Raw genomic sequence first — 4,250 nt, forward strand, 5'->3', positions numbered from 1 at the left:
CCCTCCGACAGTGCCATCGCGGCCGCCCCCCAGGACAAGGTGACCGTCCAGGTCAGCGCCCCGAACGGACGCAGCTGGATCTCCGCCAAGGACCACAACGGCCGCATGCTCTTCGACGGACTGCTCAACAAGGGCGAGTCGAAGACCTTCCAGGACAACACCAAGATCAACCTGATCCTCGGTGACGCCGGAGCGATCCAGCTCTACGTCAACGGCAAGAAGATCGAGGACCAGTTCCAGCCGGGCGCCGTGGAACGCCTCACCTACACCAAGGGCGACCCGCAGGTCGGATAGCCCGCCGACCAGGGACGCGAGCGGACGCGCGGAGAAGGGGTCGGCCATGATCGGCCAACCCCTTCGACGTGGGCTGTCGGCGGGACGAAGTAGTCTTGAGCCCATGCCTGAACGCCGTACCGTCGCACTCGTCACTCTCGGCTGCGCCCGCAACGAGGTGGACTCGGAGGAGCTCGCAGGCCGTTTGGAGGCGGACGGCTGGCAGCTCGTGGAGGACGCCGCGGACGCGGACGTCGCCGTGGTCAACACCTGTGGCTTCGTGGAGGCCGCCAAGAAGGACTCCGTCGACGCCCTGCTGGAGGCCAACGACCTCAAGGGCCACGGCAGAACGCAGGCCGTCGTCGCCGTCGGCTGCATGGCCGAGCGGTATGGCAAGGAGCTGGCCGAAGCCCTCCCCGAGGCCGACGGCGTGCTCGGCTTCGACGACTACACGGACATCTCCGCACGCCTGCAGACCATCCTCAGCGGCGGCGGCCACGTCGCGCACACCCCGCGCGACCGGCGCAAGCTGCTGCCGATCAGCCCGGTGGAGCGGCAGCAGGCCGGCACGGACGTCGCCATTCCGGGGCACGGCCCCGCCGATCTGCCCGAGGGCGTCGCCCCGGCCTCCGGCCCGCGCGCGCCCCTGCGCCGCCGCCTGGACGGCTCCCCGGTCGCCTCGGTCAAGCTGGCCTCCGGCTGCGACCGGCGCTGCTCCTTCTGCGCCATCCCCTCCTTCCGCGGCTCCTTCATCTCCCGCCGCCCCAGCGACGTGCTGAACGAGACGCGGTGGCTGGCCGAGCAGGGCGTCAAGGAGATCATGCTGGTCTCCGAGAACAACACCTCCTACGGCAAGGACCTCGGCGACATCCGCCTGCTGGAGTCGCTGCTGCCCGAGCTGGCCGAGGTTGAGGGCATCGAGCGGATCCGCGTCAGCTACCTGCAGCCGGCCGAGATGCGCCCCGGCCTGATCGACGTGCTGACCTCCACCCCGAAGGTCGCCCCGTACTTCGACCTGTCCTTCCAGCACTCCGCGCCCGGCGTGCTGCGCGCCATGCGCCGCTTCGGTGACACCGACCGCTTCCTGGAGCTGCTGGACACCATCCGCTCCAAGGCGCCCGAGGCCGGCGTGCGCTCCAACTTCATCGTCGGCTTCCCCGGCGAGTCCGAGGCCGACCTGGCCGAACTGGAGCGGTTCCTCAACGGCGCGCGCCTGGACGCCATCGGTGTCTTCGGCTACTCCGACGAGGAGGGCACCGAAGCCGCCACCTACGACAACAAGCTGGATCCCGAGGTCGTCGCCGAGCGGCTGGCGCGTGTCTCCCGGCTGGCCGAGGAACTCGTCTCGCAGCGGGCCGAGGAGCGCATCGGGGAGACGGTGCGGGTACTCGTGGAGTCCGTGGACGAGGAGGAGGGCGTCGTCGGCCGCGGTGCGCACCAGGCGCCCGAGACGGACGGGCAGGTGCTGCTCACCGGCGGTGAGGGCCTGAGCGTCGGCCGGATGGTCGAGGCGAAGGTGGTCGGCGCCCAGGGTGTGGACCTGGTGGCGGAGCCGCTGCCGGGCGCCCTCGTGGGCGAGGAGGCGGGCAGATGACCGGAGTCCCGGCGTCCGCGGCGGGCGGTCCCCCCGGTGGGCGGGGGGCGGCCTCGAGCCGTGCCGGCGCGGACGGGGCCTCCGGCGCGGCCGGCACCTCCGGTCCCGGACCGGGCGCAGCCGACCGCGCGGCTCAGGAGCCGGGCGACGGCCGGCCCGCGCGCGGCGGGAAGATCGCGGCGGCGGCCGTGAACCAGGCCAGCGTCTGGAACGTCGCGAACCTGCTGACCATGCTCCGGCTGCTGCTGGTGCCCGCCTTCGTGCTGCTGATGCTGGCCAACGGCGGGTACGACCCGGCGTGGCGGTCGTTCGCCTGGGCGGCCTTCGCCATCGCCATGATCACCGACCTGTTCGACGGCCACCTGGCCCGGACGTACGACCTGGTCACCGACTTCGGGAAGATCGCCGACCCGATCGCCGACAAGGCGATCATGGGTGCGGCGCTGATCTGTCTCTCCGGACTCGGGGACCTGCCCTGGTGGGTGACGGGGGTGATCCTCGGCCGTGAGCTGGGCATCACGCTGCTGCGCTTTCTGGTCATCCGCTACGGCGTCATCCCCGCCAGCCGCGGCGGCAAGCTGAAGACGCTCACGCAGGGCGTGGCCGTCGGGATGTACGTGCTGGCGCTGACGGGATGGCTGGCGTCCCTGCGCTTCTGGGTGATGGCGGTCGCCGTGGTGTTGACCGTGGTGACCGGGCTCGACTATGTGAGACAGGCCATTGTGCTGCGCAGGCGGGGAATCGCCGAGCGCCGGGCAGCGTTGGAGGAGTCACCAGGGTGAGTTCACCGGCCGCCGACGTCGTCGGACTACTCACGGTGAGGGGTGAGACGGTCGCCGTCGCCGAGTCGCTGACCGGTGGACTGGTGGCCGCCGAGATCACCTCCGTGCCCGGGGCGTCCAAGGTCTTCCGGGGCTCGGTCACCGCTTACGCCACCGACCTCAAGCACCGGCTGCTGGGCGTGGACGCCACTCTGCTGGCCCAGCACGGGGCAGTGGATCCGCAGGTCGCGGCCCAGATGGCGGCCGGGGTGCGCACGGCACTGGACGCCGACTGGGGCATCGCGACCACGGGAGTCGCGGGACCGGACCCCCAGGACGGCCGGCCCGTCGGCACGGTCTTCGTGGCCGTGGCCGGACCCGGCCGGAGGGGAGAGAGCGACATCCGTGGCGGGAAAACGACCGCGCTGCGGTTGAACGGCGGCCGGACGGAAATTCGTATGGAGACTGTACGGAGCGTACTCGCACTGCTTCTGGGGCAGATTGCGGGCGAACAGACCAGGAATGAGCGGGCACAGGATACGGAACGGAACGGGGGGTTTTGATGTTTGCAGCCCTGAGTGAACACGACATCGCTCCCCGCACGGCCGCGGCGCGAGGCGGTACGGTGGGGCGTGAAGGATGCGGCTACGCGGTCCGAGGAGGGAGCCACCGATGATTCTGCTCCGTCGCCTGCTGGGTGACGTGCTGCGTCGGCAGCGCCAACGCCAGGGCCGTACTCTGCGCGAAGTCTCCTCGTCCGCCCGAGTCTCGCTCGGCTATCTCTCCGAGGTGGAGCGGGGGCAGAAGGAGGCTTCCTCCGAACTGCTCTCCGCCATCTGCGACGCGCTGGACGTACGGATGTCCGAGCTGATGCGGGAAGTCAGCGACGAGCTGGCCCTCGCCGAGCTGGCCCAGTCCGCTGCGGCCACCGATCCCGTGCCCACGCCGGTGCGTCCGATGCTGGGTTCCGTCTCGGTGACCGGTGTGCCACCGGAACGGGTGACCATCAAGGCGCCCGCCGCCGAAGCGGTGGACGTGGTCGCCGCCTGATCCGCGGCGCACGCGCGCACCGGGCGCGCGGAAGCGGTGAGCCGGCGGCGCGCGTGGACCGCGCACGGTGCCGGGTGGAACGCCCGCCGTGTGCACGATCGTCGACCGGCGTGCATCTCATGACGTCACAAGGGCCCGGCCGGGGCTGCTCCGGGAAGACCGGAGGAGCCCGCAGGCCGGGGCTTTCGTTTGTGCCCGCGCCGCCGCGGGGGGATGGTGGAGGCGGGCTGCGTCCCGGGTCGCCGGCGCCAGGAGCCGGCAGGAGCGCCTCCGCGTGCACCGGTGCGCCCTCCTGCCGCGCGGGGGCGGCGTTCTAGCGTCGGGCTGGAGGTGTGCGTGCGGTGGGTGCGATGGCAGGGCCGGCGGTGCGCTGGGGGGCCGCTGTGGGGCTGGGCGCGCTGTGGTGGTGGGCGGTCCTGCGGCTGCTGCTGTCGGACGATGCCGGAGTGCTCGAAGGGACGGTGGCGGCGGGCGGCTGGGGGCTGAGCCTGCTGCCGGTGCACTGCGTGCCCAGGGAGGGCAAGGACGGCGACGAAGGCCGGGGCGGCGGCGACGAGCGGAGCGGTGAGGAC

5 protein-coding genes and 1 pseudogene are annotated in these 4,250 nt (G+C 71.8%); all 6 read left to right on the top strand.

Features of this window, described 5'->3' with window-relative positions; genetic code table 11:
• Positions 1-294, top strand: a 294-nt coding sequence (locus tag GV126_RS24090) for a DUF4115 domain-containing protein (protein WP_159670421.1), incomplete at its 5' end; no start/stop codon positions are given.
• 103 nt (positions 295-397) lie between these two features.
• Complete coding sequence (gene rimO, locus GV126_RS24095; RefSeq protein ID WP_159670424.1) at positions 398-1,867, top strand: 30S ribosomal protein S12 methylthiotransferase RimO; 1,470 nt, start codon at positions 398-400, stop codon at positions 1,865-1,867.
• Positions 1,864-2,649: a CDP-diacylglycerol--glycerol-3-phosphate 3-phosphatidyltransferase gene (pgsA, locus tag GV126_RS24100; protein ID WP_159670427.1), complete on the top strand. Its 786-nt coding sequence runs from the start codon at positions 1,864-1,866 to the stop codon at positions 2,647-2,649. The genes rimO and pgsA overlap by 4 nt, the downstream gene beginning before the upstream one ends.
• Positions 2,646-3,191 (top strand): CinA family protein, encoded by a 546-nt coding sequence (locus GV126_RS24105; protein WP_159670430.1) that lies wholly within the window; start codon positions 2,646-2,648, stop codon positions 3,189-3,191. The genes pgsA and GV126_RS24105 overlap by 4 nt, the downstream gene beginning before the upstream one ends.
• A 109-nt stretch (positions 3,192-3,300) precedes the next feature.
• Entirely contained in the window at positions 3,301-3,678 is a 378-nt protein-coding gene (locus GV126_RS24110; protein WP_028424438.1) for a helix-turn-helix domain-containing protein, read from the top strand.
• A 350-nt stretch (positions 3,679-4,028) separates the two neighbouring features.
• Positions 4,029-4,250: pseudogene (locus GV126_RS24115) on the top strand (hypothetical protein); the annotation flags it as partial.

Origin of the sequence: Streptomyces mexicanus, from assembly GCF_902506575.1 — a bacterium.
GTDB classification, from domain to species: Bacteria; Actinomycetota; Actinomycetes; order Streptomycetales; family Streptomycetaceae; genus Streptomyces; species Streptomyces mexicanus.